General features: G+C 66.9%; 18 protein-coding genes. 9 read left to right on the top strand and 9 right to left on the bottom strand.

The window, feature by feature from the left end:
* Positions 1-35 precede the first annotated feature (35 nt).
* Entirely contained in the window at positions 36-1,325 is a 1,290-nt protein-coding gene (locus C8C99_RS24340; protein WP_108624614.1) for an SPOR domain-containing protein, read from the top strand.
* 115 nt (positions 1,326-1,440) lie between these two features.
* Positions 1,441-2,193, top strand: coding sequence for an SGNH/GDSL hydrolase family protein (locus C8C99_RS00665; RefSeq protein ID WP_108624613.1), 753 nt, complete (start codon positions 1,441-1,443; stop codon positions 2,191-2,193).
* Between the two features lie 6 nt (positions 2,194-2,199).
* Here C8C99_RS00665 and C8C99_RS00660 read toward each other — a convergent pair whose 3' ends face one another.
* Positions 2,200-2,985, bottom strand: coding sequence for an alpha/beta fold hydrolase (locus tag C8C99_RS00660; RefSeq protein ID WP_108624612.1), 786 nt, complete (start codon positions 2,983-2,985; stop codon positions 2,200-2,202).
* Between the two features lies 1 nt (position 2,986).
* Positions 2,987-3,991, bottom strand: a complete 1,005-nt coding sequence (locus tag C8C99_RS00655; RefSeq protein ID WP_056637462.1) for a M14 family zinc carboxypeptidase — start codon at positions 3,989-3,991, stop codon at positions 2,987-2,989.
* Between the two features lie 185 nt (positions 3,992-4,176).
* Here C8C99_RS00655 and C8C99_RS24300 point away from each other — a divergent pair, with 185 nt between their 5' ends.
* The 4 genes from C8C99_RS24300 to C8C99_RS00645 all read left to right on the top strand — a co-directional run bounded on the left by C8C99_RS24300 (position 4,177) and on the right by C8C99_RS00645 (position 5,776).
* Entirely contained in the window at positions 4,177-4,308 is a 132-nt protein-coding gene (locus tag C8C99_RS24300) for a hypothetical protein (protein WP_255357408.1), read from the top strand.
* Positions 4,283-4,441, top strand: a complete 159-nt coding sequence (locus C8C99_RS24005) for a hypothetical protein (RefSeq protein ID WP_199226267.1) — start codon at positions 4,283-4,285, stop codon at positions 4,439-4,441. Before C8C99_RS24300 ends, C8C99_RS24005 begins: the two co-directional genes overlap by 26 nt.
* 10 nt (positions 4,442-4,451) lie before the next feature.
* A complete protein-coding gene (locus C8C99_RS00650; protein ID WP_108624611.1) occupies positions 4,452-5,093 on the top strand; it encodes a hemolysin III family protein in 642 nt (213 codons plus the stop codon).
* Between the two features lie 206 nt (positions 5,094-5,299).
* Positions 5,300-5,776 carry an HU family DNA-binding protein gene (locus C8C99_RS00645; RefSeq protein WP_056637466.1) on the top strand — a complete coding sequence of 159 codons (477 nt, stop codon included), beginning with the start codon at positions 5,300-5,302 and terminating at the stop codon, positions 5,774-5,776.
* 120 nt (positions 5,777-5,896) lie between these two features.
* Here C8C99_RS00645 and C8C99_RS00640 read toward each other — a convergent pair whose 3' ends face one another.
* The 3 genes from C8C99_RS00640 to C8C99_RS00630 are packed head-to-tail and all read right to left on the bottom strand — an operon-like array spanning position 5,897 to position 9,713.
* Positions 5,897-7,696, bottom strand: a complete 1,800-nt coding sequence (locus C8C99_RS00640; RefSeq protein WP_108624610.1) for a feruloyl-CoA synthase — start codon at positions 7,694-7,696, stop codon at positions 5,897-5,899.
* A gap of 48 nt (positions 7,697-7,744) precedes the next feature.
* A complete protein-coding gene (locus tag C8C99_RS00635) occupies positions 7,745-8,710 on the bottom strand; it encodes a 3-hydroxyacyl-CoA dehydrogenase NAD-binding domain-containing protein (protein ID WP_108624609.1) in 966 nt (321 codons plus the stop codon).
* 10 nt (positions 8,711-8,720) lie between these two features.
* On the bottom strand, positions 8,721-9,713 hold the full coding sequence (locus C8C99_RS00630; RefSeq protein ID WP_108626988.1) for a Bug family tripartite tricarboxylate transporter substrate binding protein: 993 nt from the start codon (positions 9,711-9,713) through the stop codon (positions 8,721-8,723).
* A 138-nt stretch (positions 9,714-9,851) separates the two neighbouring features.
* On the opposite strand from C8C99_RS00630, the gene C8C99_RS00625 reads away from it, so the two are divergent.
* Positions 9,852-10,544 carry a Crp/Fnr family transcriptional regulator gene (locus tag C8C99_RS00625; protein WP_108624608.1) on the top strand — a complete coding sequence of 231 codons (693 nt, stop codon included), beginning with the start codon at positions 9,852-9,854 and terminating at the stop codon, positions 10,542-10,544.
* 59 nt (positions 10,545-10,603) lie between these two features.
* On the opposite strand, the gene C8C99_RS00620 is transcribed toward C8C99_RS00625, so the two are convergent.
* The 4 genes from C8C99_RS00620 to C8C99_RS00605 are packed head-to-tail and all read right to left on the bottom strand — an operon-like array spanning position 10,604 to position 15,106.
* Positions 10,604-11,434 (bottom strand): alpha/beta fold hydrolase, encoded by an 831-nt coding sequence (locus C8C99_RS00620; RefSeq protein ID WP_108624607.1) that lies wholly within the window; start codon positions 11,432-11,434, stop codon positions 10,604-10,606.
* The gene (locus C8C99_RS00615; protein WP_108624606.1) at positions 11,431-12,984 is read right to left on the bottom strand and encodes a benzoate-CoA ligase family protein; all 1,554 of its coding nucleotides are present in this window, start codon (positions 12,982-12,984) and stop codon (positions 11,431-11,433) included. Before C8C99_RS00615 ends, C8C99_RS00620 begins: the two co-directional genes overlap by 4 nt.
* A gap of 48 nt (positions 12,985-13,032) precedes the next feature.
* Positions 13,033-14,583, bottom strand: a complete 1,551-nt coding sequence (locus C8C99_RS00610) for a 3,4-dehydroadipyl-CoA semialdehyde dehydrogenase (RefSeq protein WP_108624605.1) — start codon at positions 14,581-14,583, stop codon at positions 13,033-13,035.
* A gap of 55 nt (positions 14,584-14,638) precedes the next feature.
* Positions 14,639-15,106 carry a DUF4863 family protein gene (locus C8C99_RS00605; RefSeq protein WP_108624604.1) on the bottom strand — a complete coding sequence of 156 codons (468 nt, stop codon included), beginning with the start codon at positions 15,104-15,106 and terminating at the stop codon, positions 14,639-14,641.
* 191 nt (positions 15,107-15,297) lie between these two features.
* On the opposite strand from C8C99_RS00605, the gene C8C99_RS00600 reads away from it, so the two are divergent.
* Together C8C99_RS00600 and boxC are read left to right on the top strand one after the other, a co-directional pair.
* Positions 15,298-16,239, top strand: coding sequence for a helix-turn-helix transcriptional regulator (locus tag C8C99_RS00600; protein WP_056637477.1), 942 nt, complete (start codon positions 15,298-15,300; stop codon positions 16,237-16,239).
* A gap of 271 nt (positions 16,240-16,510) precedes the next feature.
* The gene (boxC, locus tag C8C99_RS00595; protein WP_056637480.1) at positions 16,511-18,181 is read left to right on the top strand and encodes a 2,3-epoxybenzoyl-CoA dihydrolase; all 1,671 of its coding nucleotides are present in this window, start codon (positions 16,511-16,513) and stop codon (positions 18,179-18,181) included.
* Positions 18,182-18,212 lie beyond the last annotated feature (31 nt).

Here is an 18,212-nt window from a genome sequence, read left to right as displayed (position 1 = left end):
GTAACACACCGCCCGGTGCATGACAGAATCCGACCATGCTCGACCACACGGATCCTGTCGCCTCCATCATCCCGGCCATGTCGCTCGATTCACCGTCCGACAACGCCATGGCCGCCATGTCGCGCCTGGCCCTGGGGCCCGTGAACACGGACTACTACCTGAAGGTGTTCGAGCGCTTTGACGACACGGGCCGCACGACCACCACCTGGAACTGGGCCGCCTGCCTGTGCACCCTGAACTGGATGCTGTTTCGCCAGCTGTGGGGCGCTGCGCTGGTCTATGTGGCGGCGGCCGAGGGTTTGGCACTGATCGTGTTTGGCGTAGGCCGCTCGTTCTTGCACTGGCCCGTGGGCATCGAACTGGGCGTGCTGGGCGCCTTTGCGGTGCTGGCCTTTGCTGTGCCGGGGCTGTATGGCAACGCCATCCTGTACGCCGACATCCGCAAACGCATTGCGCGCGCGCTGGCCGCGTCGCGCACCGTGCCCGAAGCCTGTGCGCTGCTCGAAAAGCAGGCCAGCTCGCGCAAGCGGTTGCAGGTGCTGGTGCTGGCGAATGTGGTGCTGGGCCTGGCCGCACTGATCGCCTACCTGGCACTGTCTCCGTCGGACGTGAAACCGCTGGCATTGGAGCCCGCCGTCACCGTGGCGCAGGCCACGGCAGCCGCCCAGGCGGCATCAGCCACCAAGCCCGTAGGGGTCTTGCGAGCGCCCGAGGCCGAAGACGCGCCCACAACGCCACCGGCGCCCGCCGCCGAGGTAACCCCAGAGTCAGCTGCTCCCGCCACCCCTGCTGCCGCTGCACCCCCCGCGCCTGTGGCAGTCACATCCCCCCCCGTTGCCGCTGCCGTCCAAAAATCGGCCGAGCCTCCAGCGCCTGCACAGCCCGCATCGCCCACGGCATCCACCCCGGCCGCCAAAGCGTCCACACCCAAGCCAGCCACGCCAGCAGCATCGACCCGCGCACCCGCGCCTGCGGCCAGTGTCACCGCCCCCGCACGCCGCGATGCTGCCAGCCGCGCCGTAGCCACTACAAAGCCCAAGGCGCCAGCTGCAGCAGCGCCCACCGCCGACACCGCGCTGCCCACGGTGGGCACAGCCCCGGGCTACTACATCAACGTGGGCCTGTTTGCCGAGGAAGCCAATGCCCGCAAGACACAGGCGCGCCTGCTCAACGAAGGCCTGCCCGCCTTTCGCCAGGAGCTGAGCAACGCCAAGAGCCGCCGCATCCGCGTTCGCGTGGGCCCGTACGCCACACGCGCCGAGGCCGACACTGCGGCCGAAGCCATCCGTGCCATGGCGCTGGAAGCCGTCGTTTTCAAACAGTGACGGCCCATGGCCGCCCGGCGTAGCGCAGTCCTACGCCCGCCCATGCCCGGCGCCGACGCTGGGTCGCCTTGTCTGTAGGTACGCTGAGCCCAAAGCAACTTTGGGCGACCGCACGATGACGCGACAGACTCCCCCACGCCAAAGCGCCACCCGCCAATGGGCCACCCTGGCTGCGGTGGCTGCAGGCGCACTGCTGCTGACCGGCTGCGCCCCCTGGCGCATGTGGACCGCAGCCGACCTGGCCCGCGACGCTCGCCCCTATACCGCGCAGCCCCCGCACCCGACGCGGCGCGTGCTGGTAGTGGGCGACAGCACGGCGGTGGGCACCGGCGCCAGCACTGCAGCAAACAGCCTGCCCGGGCGCATGGGCCAGGACCATCCCCAATGGCGCATCGACAACCTGGCGGCCAACGGCGCCAAGTTTGGCGATGTAGTGCAGCAGCTGGAGCGCGCTGACGGCGGCTATGACCTGGTGCTGGTGCTGGCGGGTGGCAATGACGTTATCCGCTTCACCCCCGAGGACACACTGCGCGAGCGAGTACAGCAAGCGGTGGCGCTGGCACGCCAGAAGGGGCAGCAGGTGGTGCTGATGCCTTGTGGCAACGTGGGCCACGCACCCTTTTTTGTACCGCCCCTGTCATGGGCCATGTCACGCCGGTCCGAGGCGCTGCATGCCCTGGCGCGTGAGGTGGCCAGCGCGCAGCAGGTGCACTACGTGCGCTTGCTCAAGCCGCGCGACCAGGACCCGTTCGTGACCCGCAGCCAGGAGCTGAACGCCGCCGACGGCCTACACCCCAGCAGCGCGGGCTATGCGGAGTGGTACCGCGAGCTGGTGGCACAGGGTGGGTTGAACGGCCTCACGCCATAGCCTCCACTACCCGTCCGTTGCCCCGCTGCGGGACAGCCACTGCAGCACAGCATCGATGACCCACTGCGGGTCATCCAGCGGCAGGTCGTGCCCCGCCCACGGATGCGACTGCAGCGGCAACCCCCAAGCCTGCGCAATGGCCTGCGAGCATTGGCGGGACACCAGCTGGTCCTCCTGGCTGCCCAACAGCAAAACGCGGTCCACAGGTGCCGCTGCGGGCGCGCGGTACAGTGCAGCCGCCACCAGCTGGCGCACGGCATTGCGGGCCGACACGGGCCGTTGCCTGCGCACAGCGGCCCACCGCGCCACCACGCCCGCGGCGGCGGATGGTGCGCTGCGGCTGGTGATCTGCCACACCACCTGCTCGGCGGCCTCGGCAGATCGCCACCGCCACGCCAGCCGCAGCAGCGGCGCGATGTTGTGCAGCTGCAGGCGGTGCCAGAACGGGCTGAACGGCCGCAAGCTGGTGTTGATGAGCACGCAGCCTGCCACCTCGTACGGCGCCACGCGTGCCCATTCGGTGGCCACCATCGCCCCCAGCGACATGGCCAGCAGGTGATAGGGCGGTGCCACGGCACGCCGCGCCAACTCTGCGCGGCAGGCCTGCACCATGCCTTGTACCGACCAGGGTGACGCCAGATGGTGGAACTCGCCGTTGCCCGCCAGGTCCAGCGCCAGCACGTCATCGCGCGGCACTGCTTGCGCAAAGCCCTCGGCAAACGCGCCCCAGTGCGCGGCCTCACGCGTCAGCCCGCGCAGCAAGATCCATTGGCGTGGCGGGCGCACTGGCATCTCAGTACCACGCCGCCAGGGCATCGGCACGGCGCTGTGCACGCTGATCGGGTGCTGGCACCCAACGCGCGTGGCTGCAGGCCGCGCGGGACAGAAAGTCGAGCAGCGACAGGTGCCGCCGCAGTACGCGCTGCTGGCGGTGGTTGATGAGCGGGTTGAAGATGCCGTTGCGCGAGAACAGCTGGCGCGGGTTCTTCTTGATCCACAGCCAAGAGCCCATCTCCAGCGTGAGCGGCAAGAAGGTGTGCGCGGGCACATCGCGACAGGCCTGCAGGTACAGGTGGTCCCACAGGTCGCCATGGGCGAGGTACTGCGCGCTCTGCGGCTCGATGATGTACTGGTGGTTGCTGTGCGCCTGCAAAAAAATGTCCTGCAGCGCATGCAGCTCGGCCAGGTGCGGAATGGGTCGGCGGGTGTGGGCAAAAGGAAACCACAGCCGGTCCTTCACGCCAAAACCCGAGTGGCAGTCGAGCGCAATACTGAACGGCCGCGCCAGCAGCTGCTGCGCCACCACGTCACACAACGCCTGGCTTTCTGCCTCCATGGACTCACCAGCCCGCCCCCGGTACCAGGGCAGCCCCGCGCTCACGCGTTGCCCGCCAATACCCCAGGGCACCGGGTCCACGGCATCGACGGGCGCGTTGCGCATCAGGTCCACCCCGCGCGGGTTGGCGCGCGTGGCAGACCACATGCCGCCGGGGTTGACGATGGGCATGAAGACCAGGCGCACCCGCTCCAGCTGCTGGTGCAAGGTGGTGTCCCACTGCAGCCGCATGACTACGTTTTGTAAGTAGGCAATCACCACCTCGGCACCAATGCGCTCCAGCCCATGCACGCCGCCAAAAAACCCGACGGCAGGCACGTCCAGCGCCGGGTTGCCCAGCCCGATGGCATAGATGGGAAATTGCGGGCCCGATGCCACAGACACCTGTTGGACGACCTGCACCTGCAGATGGGGCGCCCCCAGCTCCAGGATTTTTTCCAGCGCCGCAAGCTCGGGCAGCATGTTGAATGGGGAAGGATTCGATGGGTGGAGCACGCCAGGGCGCGTGCCAAGCGGCGAGGATAGCGCCCGCCGGACGGCTCGGATAGCTGCATGCCCCGCCTGTGGCGTTTGTGCGAACCGACGCGAAACCGTCACACAAGGGCGCTAACTTGCCTGCAGTTACCACCCTTTGAAAGAGGCGCACCATGCTCTGGAAACTGTTCGGACTGCAGCGGCTGCTTGATGAGCTGTTCGATGAACGCGGGTGGCTGAGCCTGGACCTGCCCCGCACTGCTGGCTGGGACCACGACGATGTACCCGCCACCGCGCAAGACTGAGGCCCACCGCTGGGCCATGGGCTGGGCGATGCTGGGCTGCGCGCTGGCCTGGGGCGCTGTGGAGTTTCTGGCTCTGCAACGCGCGCGCTGGCAGTTGTGGCGCGAGCGGCTGCACACGCCTGCCCACCATTAGCGAGACCGCCGTGAGCGACCGGCCGCAGGACCTGCATGAAGAGGTGGCCAACAGTGCGCTGCACGGCGCTGCGCTGGTGGGCGCCTGCCTCGCCGTGCCGCAGCTGCTGCAATCAGCCCCCGCCGCGCATCCCGCAGCGATGGTAGGTGTGCTGGTGTTTGTAGCCACCATGGCGCTGCTATATGGCGCATCCACCCTGTACCACGCACTGCCGCCTGGGCGGGCCAAGCAATGGGCGCTGCGGCTGGACCATGCGGCGATCCACCTGTTCATTGCGGGCAGCTTCACCCCTTTTGCGTTGAGTGCGCCGGGCCACAGGCACCACATCACGGCCCTGGTGCTGGTGTGGCTTGCGGCGCTGGCGGGCTGCTGGCTGCAGTTGCGCATGCGGCGCGCAGCACCTTGGCTCTCCACCGTCTTGTATGTGGCGATGGGCTGGGTGGCGCTGCTGGAGGCCTTGCCCCTGATGCCCCATGTGCCCGCCGTGAGTGCGGCCTGGCTCGTGATCGGCGGGGCTGCGTATACAGCTGGCGTGGTGTTTTTCGTGATGGACGCCGTGGTGCGCTATGCCCACGCTGTGTGGCATGGCTGCGTCATTGCAGGCACGGGCTGCCACGTGATCGCGGTGCTGGGCCTGCAGACGGCGACCTAACCACGCAGACAAAAACGGTCGCAGCGCACGCGCCTGCGACCGCCTCGCGGGCCCTGCACCAGCAGGCAATACCGCTTCGATGCAACGGCTGCAAACACCTGCAGCATGCAGGCCCTATCGCGCCCGGCGTTATCGCACCTAAAATCACGCAGGTCCTCGCTCGCAGAGGCAGGGCCCATCGTCATTCCAATCAACGAAAAAACATCATGGCAACTGCAAAGAAAACTCCCGCTCCCGCAAAGAAAGTGGCCGTCAAGGCCGCAGCACCCGCCGCCAAGAAGGCAGCCCCTGCAGCCAAAAAAGCTGCGCCAGCCGCCAAGAAAGCTGCAGCCCCCGCTGCCAAGCCCGTGGCCGCTGCTGCCGCCCTGAAGCCCATCAAGACCGCGTTCAACAAGACCACGCTGGTCGCCCACCTGGCTGAACAGTCGGGCGTGGAACCCAAGGCCACCAAGGCCGTGCTGGCTGCGCTGGAAGCCGCCATCCTGGGCTCGGTGCACAAGAAGGGCTCTGGCGAGTTCACGCTGCCTGGCGTGCTCAAGATCGGCCTGCAGCAAGTGCCCGCCAAGAAGAAGCGCTTTGGCAAGGACCCTTTCACGGGTGAAGAGCGCTGGTTCCCCGCCAAGCCTGCTTCGGTCAAGATCAAGACCCGCGCACTGAAGAAGCTGAAGGACGCAACCGTCTGATGCACCCGGCGCCGCAAGGCGCTTGCGTCAGCACCAGGGGCCGCAAGGCCCCTTTTTCTTTGGTGGAGCTTGCAACGCCTGCGCGACGACGCACCCACGCACGTCCTGGCCCCTGCGCAATCAGGCGCTGATGACCCCTGGCGCTGCAGGATGGGCATACAACGCCTGCACCGCCGCAGCGCGGCGCGAGAGCACAGCCCCCTGGTTGATGTAGCCCTTGTCGGTGATCTCCCCGGCATCTGCATCGGGCGCCGTCTCCATCACCATGGCCCGCGTGGGGCATTGCGAAGACCCGGCGCCGGCATCGCGGCGCGCACGCATCACGGCCTGCAGCGCTTGCTCCAGCCGCGCAGCATCGGCCGCACCGGCCGCAGACGGGAACACCAGCATGCCCACCTCATCGCGGTCATGCCCGGTGAGCACAATGTCCTGCACCAGCGGTGCCAGTTGCGACACCAGGTCCACCCGCAAGGTGCCCACCGACACCCAGCTGCCGCTGGACAGCTTGAAATCCTCGGCTACACGGCCGTTGAAGACCACGCCTTTTTCTGGCTGCTCAGAGTCCACCAGATACCCCGCATCGCCGATGCGGTAGAAACCTTCATGATCGAATGCGGCGGCCGTCTCGCGCGGCGCATTGCGGTAGCCGGCAAACACCGACACGCCCCGCACCCGCATCTCCAGCTTGCTGCCGTTGGGCACCAGCTTCAGCTCCAGCCCCGGCAAGGGTGCGCCAATGCAGCCCGCGCCCTCCAGGTGCCAGTGGGCGGTGGTGACAGCGGGCGCCGTCTCTGTGGAGCCCCACGAGGTAGTGAGCCACAGCGGCCGCGCGGGGCGCACGCGCCGGGCAACGGCCTGCAGGCGCTGCCAGGTCGATGGAGCCAGCGCCGCCGCCGCATAGAAGGCGAGCCGCATGCGCGCCAGCACGTCGGCGGCCAGACGGTCGTCGGCCTCCAGAAACGGCAGCAGCATGTCAAAGCCCCGGGGCACATTGAACAGCATGGTGGGCTGCACCTCACGCAGGTTGCGCACCGTCTTGTCGATGAGCCCCGGCATCGGCCGCCCCTCGTCGATGTAGAGCGTTCCGCCGTGGCACAGCACCATGTTGAGGTTGTGGTTGCCGCCAAAGGTATGACTCCAGGGCAGCCAGTCCACCAACACCGGCTTCTCATGCTCTAAGAAGCGCCATGCCTGGGCCATCATCTGCTGGTTGGCGCAGAGCATGCGGTGGGTGTTGATGACCACCTTGGGCCGACCAGTGGAGCCGGAGGTGAGCAGGTATTTGGCATGGTCATCGGGCAGCAACGCCTGCATGGCCTGCTGCACCTGGGGTGTCTCTTGCCCGGCAAGCAGATGCTCCCAAGGCAACGCCCCCGGACACGCAGACGCGTTGCGGCTGAACACCCGCACGGCGGCGCTGTCCCAGCCTTGCAGGGCTGGCGCATAGATGCTGGCATCGGACGCGTAGACCAGGCTGGGCTCCAGCACCGACAGCATGCCGTGCAGGCGGCTGTAGTCCTGGGATCGTGCGTATGCGCTCGACAGTGAACAGGGGGTGATGCCTACATGCATGGCCGCAAGCATGAGCACCGCATGGTCTACCGCGTTGTCGGACAGGATGGCAATCGGCCGCCCGGCGGGCAAGCGCAGGTCCAGCAGCGACTGCGCCACGGCGCCCACCTGGCGGCGCAGCTGGGCATAGGTCAGGCTGCGCCAGCCCTCTGCGCTGTCGCGCCGCTCAGCCAGTGCCAGGGCATCAGGCGTCTCTTCGGCCCAGCGCTCCAGCCATTCCCCCACGCAGCGGGCATAGGGTTGCAGCGCCATGGGAGAGCGCAGCGTGAAAGAACCATCGTCAAACTGGGTGCGCACAGCGCGCGCAGGAGCAATCTGGCGCTCGTCATCAAGAAAGGCTGGGTACATGGTGGGTTCTCGGGAGCGATGGAGGTTCAAAAACTGAGGGGCTATGCCTCAGGCGTCGAGATCAGGGTCTGGTTGGCCGAGCAGCCCTGACGCCTGCTTGGCACGCAGCAGCTCGATGAGCAACGCATCTCGCGCACGGGCCAGATCGCTGGCCGGCCTGTCACCCAGCGCCTGTGCCACACCTTCGGTCACCTGGTGCTGCAAGGCTTCGGTCATGGACGGGGTACCCAGGTCCTGCCACCAGCTCTCGATGGGGCCACCCAGGTGGGCCAGCAGGTGGGCGATGCCACCGTCGCCGCCCGACAGGTGCAGGTTCATGAACGGCCCCATCAGCGCCCACCGCAAGCCAGGGCCCTGCGAGATGGCGGTGTCGATGTCTTCCACGGTGGCCACGCCCTGGTCCACCAGGTGGAAGGCCTCGCGCCACAGAGCGGCCTGCAAGCGGTTGGCAATGTGCCCCTTGATCTCGCGCCGCACCTGGATGGGACGCTTGCCGATGTGGGCATAGAACGCCATGGCATCAGCCACCGCCTGGGGCGTGGTGCGCTCGCCGCCGCCCACTTCGACCAGCGGGATCATGTGCGGCGGGTTGAACGGGTGGCCCAGCACCGCGCGACCGGGGTGCGTGCAATCCTTCTGCATGTCCGTTACCGCCAGTCCCGAGGAACTGGAGGCCAGCACCACATGCGCCGGGGTGGCTGCATCCATGCGGCGGAACAGGTCCACCTTGAAGTCGAGCCGCTCGGGTCCGTTCTCTTGCACAAAATCGGCCTGCGCCAGGGCGTCTTCCAGCCGCGCGTGAAAGCGCAAGCGCTGCGGGCTGGCGCCGGGTACCAGCCCTTGCTGCGCCAGCGCCACCCAATGCGCAGCAACGGCGTCCCGCAGTCGCTGTTCGGCCCCGGGCGATGGGTCGGTCGCATCCACGTCCAGGCCCCGCGCCAGAAAGTACGCAGCCCAGCTTGCGCCAATCGTGCCGGTGGCCACTACGGCCACGCGCTTCACGGTGTGTGCCATGCGGGACCTTTCAGGACTCGGCCGTGAAGCCGACCTTCTTCACCAGCGGCCCCCAGCGCTCGTATTCGGCATGTTGCGAGGCCAACATCTCTGCAGGCGTAGAGCCTTTGGCGATGAGCCCCACCACGGCCAGGCTGTCCACGACGGCCTTGTCCTTGATCGCGGTGTTGATGGCGGCGTTGGCGGCTGCCACCACCGCCGCTGGCGTGCGCGCCGGGGCGTAAAAGCCGAACCATTCCTCGGTCGTGAGTTCTGGAAAGCCCTGCTCTGCAAACGTGGCAACCTCGGGCGAAAACGGCGACCGCGCCTGGCCCGAGGTGGCGATCAGCCGCAGCTTGCCCGCCTTGTGGTTGGGGATGAAGTCTCCGCTGGGTGTGACCATCGACGCGATCTGCCCGCCCACCACATCGGTCACCCCCGGGATAGAACCGCGGTACGGCACATGCTTGAGGTCCACGCCGTGGTTCAAGCCCAGCAGCGCACCGATGAAGTGCGGCGTGGAGCCCGCTGCGGGTGAGCCGTAGTTCGCCTGCCCGGGGTTGGCCTTGGCCCAGGCCAGAAAGTCTTTCACCGTCTTGACGGAGGCGGGCACCAGCGGCCCCACGGCCAGACCGTGGTGCATGACGGCACCGATGGACACCGGCACAAAATCCTTGGCCGGGTCGTAGCTCAGGCGGCTGTAAATGTGCGGATAGATGGACGTGCACGAAAACGGCGACAGCGTCAGCACGCTGCCATCGGCGGGCGCGCCCTTGAGCGACTCCAGCGCAATGCGGCCTCCCGCGCCGGGCTTGTTCTCCACCACGGCGGGGTTGCGGGTGTAGGGCGATGCGGCTAGCTTCTCGCCCACCCTGCGCGCCACGCTGTCGCCCGCGCTGCCTGCAGGAAAGCCGTAGAAGATCTTGACCTGGTCGATGGTCTGCGCCCAAGCGGCCAGCGGCGACAAGGCCCCCAGCGCAGAGGCGCAACCGACGTGGTGCATGAACTGGCGGCGCGTGTGCATCATCATGTGTCTCCTGTGGATGGAGCGGTCATTATTTTTTGTAGCCCCGCGCCACTCAGTCATCGCGATGACATTTGGACTCAGGGAATACGCGCACGCGCCTGTACAGCACCCGGGGGCGCAGGAGACACTCTCACCATGTTGGTCAAACTGGCTCCCCCTACCCTCACCGATCTGCTGCGGCACTCCGCCTGGTTCCCGGCCCTGAACAGCGCCGCGCAGCAGCGGGTGATGGACGATGCGCGAGAGGTCGAAGTGCCCCAGGGCGGCGCGCTGTGCAGGCGCGGCCACACCCCGGTGCATTGGTATGGCGCCATCGAGGGGCTGCTGAAGTGGACGGTGACCTCAGGCGATGGCCGCTCGGTCACGCTGGGCGGGCTGTCGGCAGGGAGCTGGTTTGGCGAGGGCACCTTGCTGCGCGGCACGCCACGCACGGCCGACGTGATCGCACTGCGCCCTAGCCGCGTTGCGCTGGTACCGGCGGAGACCTTTGAATGGCTGCACACCACGCAGCGCAGCTTTGACCACTTTCTGCTGCAGCAGATCAACGAGCGCATGCACTGGTTTCTGGGCAACTTCACGGCCCACCATTTGCTCGATACCGACAGCCAGGTGGCCCGCGCGCTCGCCGGCCTGTTCCACCCCTGGTTGCACCCGGGCAGCGACACGCACCTGCAGGTGTCGCAGGAAGAAATTGCCAACCTCTCGGGCGTGTCACGCCAGCGCTGCAACGCGGCGCTGAAGCGGCTGCAGGCCGCGGGCCTGCTGGAGATTGAATACGGCGGCATCACCGTCACCGACCTGGAAGGGCTGCGGCGCCAGGTGGAATAGCGCTTTCTTTTGGACTCGCTGGGGCACGGGCTACTGCCCTGCCACCGCCCCGTCCGCAGCTATGCAGGAGTGTGGTGCGCTTGGATGAAGGCAACAGCAGCGGCTATTACCGCTTCCGGCTGGTCGCGGTGCGGAGAGTGCGCGCAGTCCGGCAGCTCCAGCAGCCGGGTGCCCGGCACGCGCTGGGCAATGCCCCGGATCTGTGCCAGGGTGCCGTACTCGTCGTCACAGCCCTGGATGGCCAGCACGGGTGCGCCGATCTGGGCAACCTCGGGCTCGATGTTCCACGCGCGAAAGGCAGGGTCCAGCCAGATGCGGTTCCAGCCCCAGAAGGCGGAATCCACATCGTCGTGGTAGCGCCCCAGCTTGTGGCGCAGGTCGGTCTGTTCGTAGGCGTCCCGCGCGCGTTCGATGTTCTGCACCGTCACGTCTTCCACAAAGAGGTGCGGCGCCATCACCACCAGACCTTGCACGCGCTGCGGCCAGCGCGCAGCCATCAGCAGGGCAATCGATGCGCCATCGCTGTGGCCGAAGAGCCAGGCGGCCTCCTGCACTCCCAGTGCATCGAGGAATGCGGGCACCACCTCGTGAGCTTGTTGGTGCATGAAATCCGGGCCCCACACCTCGTCCGCGCCCCGGGGGGTGGACCGGCCATAGGCAGGGCGAGAGAACACCAGCCCCCGAAACCCACCCGCATCGCACAGCTGGCGCGGGAAGTCCTTCCACATCGCCACCGAGCCCAGGCCTTCGTGCAGGAACACTACCAAGGGGGCGTCGCTGCGCTCGGGGGCTATCCACTGGTACTCGATGTGGACCGTGCGGTTGCGCCATACCACGGACAAGCGTTCTACGCCCGCCACGGGGCCAGGTGCAGCGACGTTGGCATTCACGCCCGCTGCTCCCGTTCGCGCAGCCGAAAGCGCTGGATTTTGCCGGTGGCTGTCTTGGGCAGCTCGGGCAGGAACTCGATCAGACGCGGGTACTTGTAGGGCGCCAGGCGTTCCTTCACAAAGGCCTTGAGTTCATCCGGTGTGACCGCCTGCCCGTCTTTGAGCACCACAAACGCCTTGGTCTTGGTCAGGCCGTCAGCATCCTGCGTGCCGATCACGGCCGCCTCCAGCACAGAGGTGTGCTGCATCAACGTGGCCTCCACCTCGAAGGGGGACACATAAATGCCGCTGACCTTGAGCATGTCGTCGCTGCGCCCGGCGTAGGTGTAATAGCCCTCGGCATCGCGCACGTACTTGTCGCCGCTTTTGGTCCACGCGCCCTGGAAGGTCTCGCGGGTCTTGGCACGGTTGTTCCAGTACATCAGCGCAGCGCTGGGGCCCTGGATGTAGAGGTCACCGATTTCGCCCTGCGGCACCTCGCTGCCGTCTTCGCCGCGCAGGGATATCTCGTAGCCCGGCACCGGTTTGCCCGTGCTGCCGTAGCGCACATCGCCAGGGCGGTTGGAAAGGAAGATGTGCAGCATCTCTGTCGAGCCAATGCCATCAATGATGTCGCAACCGAAATGGTCCTTGAAGCGCTGTGCAATCTCGGCCGGCAGCGCCTCGCCGGCCGACGAGCACATGCGCAGCGCCACCGCGCTGCGGGAAGGCAGGCGGGGCGAGGCGAGCATGCCGGCGAACCCGGTGGGCGCCCCAAAGAACACCGTGGGCTGGTGGCGCGTCCAGCGCTCGAACGTAGCGTCTGGCGTGGGGCGTTCGGCCATCAGCACCACCGTGGCGCCCACCGACAACGGAAAGGTCAGGCTGTTGCCCAGCCCATAGGCAAAGTAGAGCTTGGCAGCCGAAAAGCACACGTCCTTGTCGGTCAGGCCCAGCACCGCCTTGCCATACAGCTCGGCCGTCCACCACAGGCTGCCCTGGGTGTGCACCGTGCCCTTGGGCTTGCCCGTGGAGCCGGAAGAGTAGAGCCAGAACCCGGGCTCGTCAGGCCCCGTGCGCGCGGGCGCAGTCAGCGCGGGGGTGCTGGCAATGGCGGCCTGCATGTCCACTGCCCCCGCAGCCAACGTGCCCTGCGGCTGCGACACCACACAAGCGCGCACTTCGTGGTGGGGCGCCAGGGCCAGCGCCTCGTTCAGCACCGGCAGCAATGCGCCAGAGACCAGCGCCGCCTGTGCGCGACAGTGCGTCAGCATGTAAGCATAGTCGTCGGGCTTGAGCAGGGTGTTGACCGCCACCGGCACCACACCGGCATAGAGGCAACCCAGAAACGCCACCGGCCAGTCGCTGGTGTCCAGCATCAGCAGCAGCACGCGTTCCTCGCGCCGCACACCGGCGTTGGCCAGCACCGCCGCCAGCCGCCGTGCACGGTCTTCCAGCGCGCTGTAGCTCAGGCTTCCCTGATCGTCGATGTAGGCAATGCGGTCACCCCGCGCGCGGTTCAGGGCGAACAGATGCTCTGCAAAATTGAACTGTTCTGGAAGGCTGTTCATGGCGTGTCTCCGTCGCGATGGCGTTGTTTTTGTGGGTGGGTTCGGGGGTCAGCAGCCCAGCGCCGCGAGCACTTCGGGGCTGGCCTGCACCGCACTGCGCTGGTGGTAGAAGTCCAGCGCCCGCAAGCCGCCCAGCTCGGCACCACCGCCAGCCCGGCCGGGTCCGCCGTGCAGAGACATCGGCATGACATTGCCGTGGCCCGTGTGCGCAGTGGCCACGGCCGGCGTCACCACATGCACCCGGCCGTTGCTCGCCGCCAGTGCAATGGCGGCCTGTGCCAGGGACTTGTCATCGGCGCCGTAGAGCGAGGTCACCAGCGAGCCCTGGCCACGTTGCGCCAGGGCCAGCGCATGGGGCAGGTCGTTGTAGGGCAGCAAAGTGGCCACCGGGCCAAACACCTCCACGTCATGGACGATGGAGGCCCGGTCGGCATCGCGCGCACCCAGCAGCACCGGGCCGACGCAGGCCGCCACGGCAGGGTCGGCGTCAACCAGGGGCCGGGTTCTGCCGTCGTGCAGGACATCGGTATGGACGGCCAGGGCGGCAATGCCTGCCTGCACCCCATCGAACTGCGCGCGGCTCACCAGCGAGCCCATGCGCACCTCCGGGTTGCGGGGGTTGCCCACCACCACGCGGGCCAGTTGGGCACTGACCGCCTCGGCCACCGCAGCGTACAACGCGGCGGGAACCAGAATGCGGCGGATCGCGGTGCACTTCTGACCGGACTTGACAGTCATCTCGCGGACGACTTCGCGCACCAGCAAGTCAAAGGCGGCGCTGCTGGGCGCCTCATCAGGCATCAGCAGCGCGGCATTGAGGCTGTCGGCCTCGATGTTGGCGCGCACCGCACGCTGCGCCACCGCCGGATGCGCCCGCACAACGCCCGCCGTCTCGGCAGAACCGGTGAACGAGACCACATCAAACGGTTGCAGCGCGTCCATCAAGCCCGCCGAGCTTCCCGCGATGACCGACAGGGCGCCGGCGGGCAGCACCCCGGCGTTCACCACGTCCTGCACCATGCGCTGGGTCAGCCACGCCGTGGATGTGCCGGGCTTGACGATGACCGGCATGCCCGACAGCAAGGCGGGCGCGGCTTTTTCCCAGAGCCCCCAGGCGGGAAAGTTGAACGCGTTGATGCACAGCGCCACCCCAGGCCGGGGCACCTGCAGGTGTTGCGACTGAAAGACCGGTTCTTTGCCCAGCCTGATGGCGTCCCCGTCGCGCAGCACGCGCACATCGCCCAGCGCATCACCCCATCTGGCGTATTGGCCGAGGGTGAAGATTCCGCCGTCGATGTCCACCGCGGAGTCCGTCTTGACGGTGCCGGAGTTGGCAGTGGCAATGTCGTAGTAACTGTCGCGGTGCGCCTGCAACACCTTGGCGACCGCGCCGAGCATGGCAGCCCGCTCACGGTAGGTGGCGGCGCGCAGCGCAGCCCCGGCCTGTTCGCGGGCAAATGCAAAGGCCTCGGGCAGGTTCAACCCCGTGGCGTCCACCCGCACCAGGGCGGTGCCCAGCACAGGGTCGCGCAATTCGGTGCCGGGCCCTGTTCCGTGTTGCCAGCGGCCGGCAACGTGGTTGGCGAGCAATTCAGTCATGCAGTCGGTCTTTCAGAGCGAGAAGGTCCATGTGGAAGCAGCGCAGGCGCCAGCACTAGCGGGTGAACTGGATCTGCCCCTCGGGCAGCAGGTACAGCACCAGCGCTCTGCCGTTAGCCACCGTGGGGTGGTGGGCACTGCCGGGCGGGTAAACGCACCATCCGGCAGGGTGGCCGTCAAACACCGCCTCGCCCTCCAGCGGCATGATCAAATCGATTTCGCCCTGCGGATGGGTGTGGTGGGGGCCTGCAATGTTTTGCATGTCCACCACGTCCACAGAAAACCGGTGCAAGGCATCTTCGGGCTTGAACACGCGGCCGTAGCGAATGCCAGCGCCCTCGCGTTCACACAACCACCCCTCGCGCACGCCCTGAAGACACGCCTCCCGCAAGCGCTGGTAGCTCGCACTGGTGGGGCCGTGTGCAGTGTTAAGCCATTGCGCCAGAGCGGCATCCAGCGGTTTGCCAGCGAGCTGGGCGGTCAGATCAGCCAGGGCTTGGTGAAATGCAGTTTTGTCGGACATGGGCAGTGGGTGCAGCTAGAGTCGGGGCCCAATCTGCACCGTTTTTGATCCACCGCCTTGCGCGCATCCAAAACATGCAGTATTTTGCCAATTGATGAACCATAGTTACCTCAAAGATTCATGTCAAGCACTATAGTGCATGCATGGCGTTTTCCCTGAGAAGGCCAGGGTGCTCCATGAAAAGGATGGGTATGAACGAAACAGAAACGGCGGGGCTGCTGGCACCCGCCTCCGCGCAGGAGGGTGCGCCGCCATCGGCCGAGGAGCCCAAGAACCCCCTTCTGGTGGCTCTGGGCGAGCGCGTTCGCAACCTGCGAGCGCAGCGGGGCCTGACCCGCAAGGCGGTGGCCGTGGCCGCCGACGTGTCTGAACGCCACCTGGCCAACCTGGAGTACGGCACCGGCAACGCCTCCATCCTGGTGCTGCAGCAGGTGGCCCATGCACTGCACTGCTCGCTGGCGGAGCTGGTGGGCGACTTCACGACGCAATCGCCCGAATGGCTGCTGATCCGCGAATTGCTGGAACACCGCAGCGAGCCCGAACTGCGCCGCGCCCGCCTGGCGCTGCACGAGCTGCTGAGCGGTGGACACAACGACGTCGCAAGGCACCGCCGCATTGCGCTGGTGGGTCTGCGGGGGGCTGGCAAATCCACGCTGGGGCCGTTGCTGGCGCGCGAGCTGGACGTACCGTTCATTGAACTGAGCCGCGCCATCGAGGCCCTTGCCGGGTGCAGCGTGCGCGAAATCCATGATCTGTACGGCACCACCGCCTACCGCCGCTACGAGCGCAGGGCGCTGGAAGAAACGATACAGATCCACAGCGAGGTGGTCATTGCCACGCCGGGCGGCATTGTGTCGGACCCCGCCACTTTCAACGAGCTGCTGGCCCACTGCACCACGGTGTGGTTACGGGCTGCGCCCGAAGAACACATGGGGCGCGTGGTGGCCCAGGGCGACATGCGCCCGATGGCCGCCAGCAAAGAGGCCATGGACGACCTCAAGCGCATCCTGGACGGACGCGCTGCTTTTTATTCCAAGGCCGAAATCACGGTGGACACCTCCGGCCAGACCCCCGAGCAAAGCCTGCAAGCCCTGAGTGCCAGTGTGCGCAAGGCCATGGCCCGCGCAGCGTAAAACCCTGCACTCCCTCTGAACGGCTGCAGCCCGGACACCGGCGCCGCAGCACTCACTGTCATCCCGGCACGGCACAGAGCCGCCATCACGGCGGCCTGTGCAGTTCGCGCTCACCCCCCTCCCGCCCCGCGCGCAGCTCTCAGCGGCGCTGCACATCAGCGCGACTTCCATCGGCAAAAAAATGCATTGACACACCGCAAAACATGCATGATGATGCACATCAACAGCAGATCACAAGCACTATATTGCATTAATTCTCCACGGAGATCCCATGGCAGACCTTACCCACGCTCCCGAACGCGTTGACTACCGCACTGACCCCACGCAGTACCGCCACTGGACCTTGTCGGTCGAGGGCGCCACTGCGCGGCTGTCCCTCGACATTGCGGAGGACGGCGGGATTCGTCCTGGCTACAAGCTCAAGCTCAACAGCTACGACCTGGGGGTGGACATTGAGCTGCATGACGCGCTCAACCGCATCCGCTTTGAGCACCCCCACGTGCGCAGCGTCGTCGTCACCAGCGGCAAGGACCGCATCTTTTGCTCGGGCGCCAACATCTTCATGCTGGGGGTATCCAGCCACGCCTGGAAGGTCAACTTCTGCAAGTTCACCAACGAAACGCGCAACGGCATTGAAGACTCCTCCAAACACTCAGGCCTCAAGTTCATTGCGGCCGTGAATGGCGCCTGTGCAGGCGGCGGCTACGAGCTGGCACTGGCGTGCGATGAAATCATCCTGGTCGATGACCGGTCGTCTGCCGTATCGCTGCCCGAAGTGCCTTTGCTGGGCGTGTTGCCCGGCACCGGTGGACTGACACGCGTCACGGACAAGCGCCGCGTGCGGCACGACTTGGCCGACATCTTCTGTACCAGCGTGGAGGGCGTGCGTGGCCAGCGCGCGGTGGACTGGCGCCTGGTGGACCGTATCGCCAAGCCCGCGCAATTTGCCGCCACGGTGCAAGAGCGCGCTGCCGCCCATGCACAGACCAGCACCCGCCCCAGCGGCGCACAAGGCATTGCCCTGCCCCGCGTGGAGCGGCAGGACCATGCCGACGGCATGCGCTACCAGCACGTGACGGTGGACATCGACCGCGCACGGCGCACGGCCACGCTGTACATCAAGGCACCCCAAGGGGCGCAACCCGCAGACACGACTGCCATTGAAGCAGCCGGCGCCACCTGGTGGCCGCTGGCAATGGCCCGCGAGCTGGACGACGCCATCCTGAACCTGCGCACCAACGAGCTGGACATTGGCACCTGGCTGCTGAAGACCGAGGGGGACGCACAAGCCGTGCTGGCCAGCGATGCCGTCCTGCTCGCACATCAGGACCATTGGCTGGTGCGCGAGACCATCGGCGCACTGCGGCGCACCTTTGCCCGTCTGGATGTGTCCTCGCGCAGCCTCTTCGCGCTGATCGAGACGGGCTCGGCGTTTGCCGGCTCGCTCGCGGAACTGGCCCTGGCGGCAGACCGCACCTACATGCTGGCCCTGCCCGACGCGCCCGACCAGGCACCAACGCTCACCCTGAACGCATTCAACTTTGGCTTGCTGCCCATGGTGAATGACCAAAGCCGCCTGCAGCGCCGCTTCTATGAAGAGGCAGGCCCGCTGGAAGCCGTCCGCGCAACCGCCGGCCGATCGCTGGATGCAGATGCGGCGCTCGCACTGGGCCTGGTCACGGCCGCCCCCGACGACATCGACTGGGCCGACGAAATCCGCATCGCCATCGAAGAACGCGCCGCCATGTCGCCCGACGCGCTGACCGGCCTGGAGGCCAACCTGCGCTTTGCCAGCAAGGAGAACATGAACACCCGCATCTTCGGGCGCCTGACCGCGTGGCAGAACTGGATCTTCAACCGCCCCAACGCCGTGGGCGAGAAGGGCGCGCTCAAGGTTTACGGCACCGGCCAGAAGGCCGGGTTTGACCAGACGCGCGTCTGACCCCCTGCCCTGCATTCGTTTTCCATCCAGA

Source organism: Acidovorax sp. 107, assembly GCF_003058055.1.
In the GTDB taxonomy this organism is placed as follows: Bacteria; Pseudomonadota; Gammaproteobacteria; order Burkholderiales; family Burkholderiaceae_C; genus Acidovorax.
This window is presented reverse-complemented; position numbering and strand designations above follow the sequence as displayed.

Bases quoted from the DNA above. Each gene is read 5' to 3' on its own strand.
- C8C99_RS00655 (WP_056637462.1), bottom strand. From the start codon at position 3,991: ATGCTGCCCGAGCTTGCGGCGCTGGAAAAAATCCTGGAGCTGGGGGCG.
- C8C99_RS24340 (WP_108624614.1), top strand. From the start codon at position 36: ATGCTCGACCACACGGATCCTGTCGCCTCCATCATCCCGGCCATGTCG.
- C8C99_RS00645 (WP_056637466.1), top strand. From the start codon at position 5,300: ATGGCAACTGCAAAGAAAACTCCCGCTCCCGCAAAGAAAGTGGCCGTC.
- C8C99_RS24300 (WP_255357408.1), top strand. From the start codon at position 4,177: ATGCTCTGGAAACTGTTCGGACTGCAGCGGCTGCTTGATGAGCTGTTC.
- C8C99_RS00665 (WP_108624613.1), top strand. From the start codon at position 1,441: ATGACGCGACAGACTCCCCCACGCCAAAGCGCCACCCGCCAATGGGCC.
- C8C99_RS00630 (WP_108626988.1), bottom strand. From the start codon at position 9,713: ATGCACACGCGCCGCCAGTTCATGCACCACGTCGGTTGCGCCTCTGCG.
- C8C99_RS00640 (WP_108624610.1), bottom strand. From the start codon at position 7,696: ATGTACCCAGCCTTTCTTGATGACGAGCGCCAGATTGCTCCTGCGCGC.
- C8C99_RS00615 (WP_108624606.1), bottom strand. From the start codon at position 12,984: ATGAACAGCCTTCCAGAACAGTTCAATTTTGCAGAGCATCTGTTCGCC.
- C8C99_RS00610 (WP_108624605.1), bottom strand. From the start codon at position 14,583: ATGACTGAATTGCTCGCCAACCACGTTGCCGGCCGCTGGCAACACGGA.
- C8C99_RS00635 (WP_108624609.1), bottom strand. From the start codon at position 8,710: ATGGCACACACCGTGAAGCGCGTGGCCGTAGTGGCCACCGGCACGATT.
- C8C99_RS00600 (WP_056637477.1), top strand. From the start codon at position 15,298: ATGAACGAAACAGAAACGGCGGGGCTGCTGGCACCCGCCTCCGCGCAG.
- C8C99_RS00625 (WP_108624608.1), top strand. From the start codon at position 9,852: ATGTTGGTCAAACTGGCTCCCCCTACCCTCACCGATCTGCTGCGGCAC.
- C8C99_RS00605 (WP_108624604.1), bottom strand. From the start codon at position 15,106: ATGTCCGACAAAACTGCATTTCACCAAGCCCTGGCTGATCTGACCGCC.
- C8C99_RS00660 (WP_108624612.1), bottom strand. From the start codon at position 2,985: ATGCCAGTGCGCCCGCCACGCCAATGGATCTTGCTGCGCGGGCTGACG.
- boxC (WP_056637480.1), top strand. From the start codon at position 16,511: ATGGCAGACCTTACCCACGCTCCCGAACGCGTTGACTACCGCACTGAC.
- C8C99_RS24005 (WP_199226267.1), top strand. From the start codon at position 4,283: ATGTACCCGCCACCGCGCAAGACTGAGGCCCACCGCTGGGCCATGGGC.